5 protein-coding genes and 1 pseudogene are annotated in these 2446 nt (G+C 38.5%); 5 read left to right on the top strand and 1 reads right to left on the bottom strand.

The window, feature by feature from the left end; genetic code table 11:
- The first annotated feature begins 127 nt into the window (after positions 1–127).
- The 5 genes from ACFIJZ_RS09615 (at position 128) to ACFIJZ_RS09595 (ending at position 2228) form a co-directional block, all read left to right on the top strand.
- On the top strand, positions 128–532 hold the full coding sequence (locus ACFIJZ_RS09615) for a hypothetical protein (protein ID WP_375631920.1): 405 nt from the start codon (positions 128–130) through the stop codon (positions 530–532).
- Between the two features lie 176 nt (positions 533–708).
- Positions 709–1110, top strand: a complete 402-nt coding sequence (locus tag ACFIJZ_RS09610; protein ID WP_026500687.1) for a hypothetical protein — start codon at positions 709–711, stop codon at positions 1108–1110.
- Between the two features lie 176 nt (positions 1111–1286).
- Entirely contained in the window at positions 1287–1691 is a 405-nt protein-coding gene (locus tag ACFIJZ_RS09605) for a hypothetical protein (protein ID WP_026500686.1), read from the top strand.
- A complete protein-coding gene (locus ACFIJZ_RS09600) occupies positions 1679–1804 on the top strand; it encodes a hypothetical protein (RefSeq protein ID WP_375631918.1) in 126 nt (41 codons plus the stop codon). The genes ACFIJZ_RS09605 and ACFIJZ_RS09600 overlap by 13 nt, the downstream gene beginning before the upstream one ends.
- Before the next feature lie 64 nt (positions 1805–1868).
- Positions 1869–2228 (top strand): hypothetical protein, encoded by a 360-nt coding sequence (locus tag ACFIJZ_RS09595; protein WP_015856194.1) that lies wholly within the window; start codon positions 1869–1871, stop codon positions 2226–2228.
- Between the two features lie 102 nt (positions 2229–2330).
- Here the strand turns inward: ACFIJZ_RS09595 and ACFIJZ_RS09590 are convergent.
- A pseudogene (locus ACFIJZ_RS09590) lies at positions 2331–2446 on the bottom strand (DNA-binding protein); the annotation flags it as partial.

Genomic DNA, 2446 nt, shown 5'->3' with positions numbered 1-2446 from the left:
GGTGGAGAGTGGCTACAAATCCCATAAGTTCCCATACTTGTCTTGGAGATGTGGGTTATAAATGCCAAAAGTTTTATGGCACATCTCATCGTGAACAATTTCCTTTAAGTAAACCAAGGAGTAAAAAATGAAACAAACTCTAAAATTATTAAGCACTGTAACTTTGTTAATTATAACTGGATGTAATATCGATAAACCTCCTCTAGGAGAGGTGGCTACGTGGGAGAAAAATGGTGTTACTGATTTTACTGAGGTAGGAAAAGCCTTATTAGAATGTGGAATGCCGAGCCTTATTGATGCCGATCCAGAAAACAGAAAACTCAGCTACAATGCATGGGCAACTATTGATGCCTGTATGGTTCAATCAGGTTTTCGTGATAAAGTGGGGGGAGGGACTTGGTGCGAGAATCATAAAGCCGAAAACTTGCCCATTTGTCGTCCAGGTGCTGTGATCCCGAGGCCCAGTGTCAAGAAGCGCTTAAATAGCCCTTTTTGTAAAAAATATAAAAATGCACCTGAATGCAAACCTTAAGTTTTGTTTGTGATGATCAACAATCCCCCTCCTTGCCTTCACTTGGAATGGCGGGATTGTTTTCTCAACCAATCATCTCAATATTGTTCACCGTTGTTTTAAGCAGCGATGACAGAAAATATCAACAAGCTTCCGAGCTGTTTTATAGTAAATAAATCCATTGAAAGAGGGGAAAAATGAAGAAAGTCTTGCAATTATTGAGCGGCATAGCTCTGTTAAGTATAGCTGGATGTGAGTATAAAGCTGAGGTTCCCTTATCAGCTTGGGAATTATGGGATAAGCCTGGTGCAAATACAATTGATATAGGGAAAGCGCTGTTAGAATGTGGCATGCCAACACCTTATAATCGTGATGAATACAACAGAAAGTTAGACGGAAATGCGAACGCATTAATTGAAGCTTGCATGGTTCAAGCAGGTTTTAGATATAAATCCGGATATTTGAGTTCGTGTGAGTTTTTTGATGCTCGTTTTCCAATTTGTCATTCAGGTGCTGTCATTCCTCAAAGAAGTGTTAAGAAACGCCTGAACAGCCCCCATTGTAAAAGAAATAGAAACAAGCCTGAATGTCTACCGTAGTTTTTTGATGATGGTATGATTAAGAGTAATCTTTAGTTTTTTTATCTTTTGCATAAGTGTGTGGGCCAATTGTATCGGCACTCAACATGTTTCAAATTGATATGGACAGAGGAATATAAAACATCGACAAGCTTATAAGCAATCTTATGATAAAAAATCATTGAAGGAGAGAAAAAATGAAAGCAACTTTAAAGTTATTGAGTGGATTGGCTTTGCTTATTATAGCTGGATGTTTTCCAGGTCCTTACCAGGCTGTGGATGTATTAGAGAAGCTAGGAGAAGATAAGATTGAGATTAAAAAAGCACTATTAGAATGTGGAATGCTGAATCCTCATGATGATTATATGATGGATTATAGAGAGTTAAGTATAAATGCGAATACATCTATTTATGCATGTCTAACCCAAGCAGGTTTTCATAGTAAATTAGGAGGGAAGTGGAGAGATCGGTGTAGAAATTATAATGCCGAAGATCTTCCGATTTGTGTGCCAGGTGCTGTCATTCCAAAACGAAGTGTCAAGAAGCGTTTAAATAGCGCTTATTGCCAAAAATATAAAAATAAACCAGAATGCCAACCTTAAGCACTGTTTGTGATGATCAACAAACCGCTATCCTTGCCTTCACTTGGAATGGCGCGATTGTTCCCTCAATCCATCATCTCAATATTGTTCACCGTTTTTTTAAGCAGCGGTGACAGGAAATATCAACAAGCTTCCGAGCTGTTTTATTGTAAAGAAACCCACTGAAGGAGGGGAAGAATGAAGAAAATCTTAAAACTATTGAGTTGCATAGCTCTGTTAAGTATCACTGGATGTGTTAACTCAATTCCCTCACTTTCTCCAGCATTATGGAGAAATAAAATACTTTTAGAATGTGGAGTACCGGACCTTAATAAGGTTGTGGCGCTAGATTTAAATCAATTTGCCAGTATTGAAATGTGTATGGCGCAATCAGGTTTTCGTCCTAGCTTTACAATACAAGAATGGTGTGAAAACCATAAATCGGACAATCTTCCCATATGTCGTCCTGGTGCTGTCATGCCTCAGCGAAGTGTTGAGAGACGCTTAAATAGCCCTTATTGTAAAAAACATTCAGAACAACTTGAATGCCAGCCTTAAGTCTTGCTTCAGTAGAGAAAGCCTTGAATTTACACCAAATAAAGCACCAGGTTGATGAGTTTGAGAAAGCCTTGTCCGTCCTTACGTGACAAGGTTTTCTTTTTATGCCGCGTCGTTATAACGTTGCTGTTTTGCTTGTTCGATTACATTCAAAAGATCCGATTGTAACCAACGGGATAAAAAACCAAATTTTAAAGGTTTTGGGAGAGAGCCATTGG

This window comes from Bartonella sp. CL70QHWL (assembly GCF_042194855.1).
Lineage (GTDB): Bacteria > Pseudomonadota > Alphaproteobacteria > Rhizobiales > Rhizobiaceae > Bartonella.
This window is presented reverse-complemented; position numbering and strand designations above follow the sequence as displayed.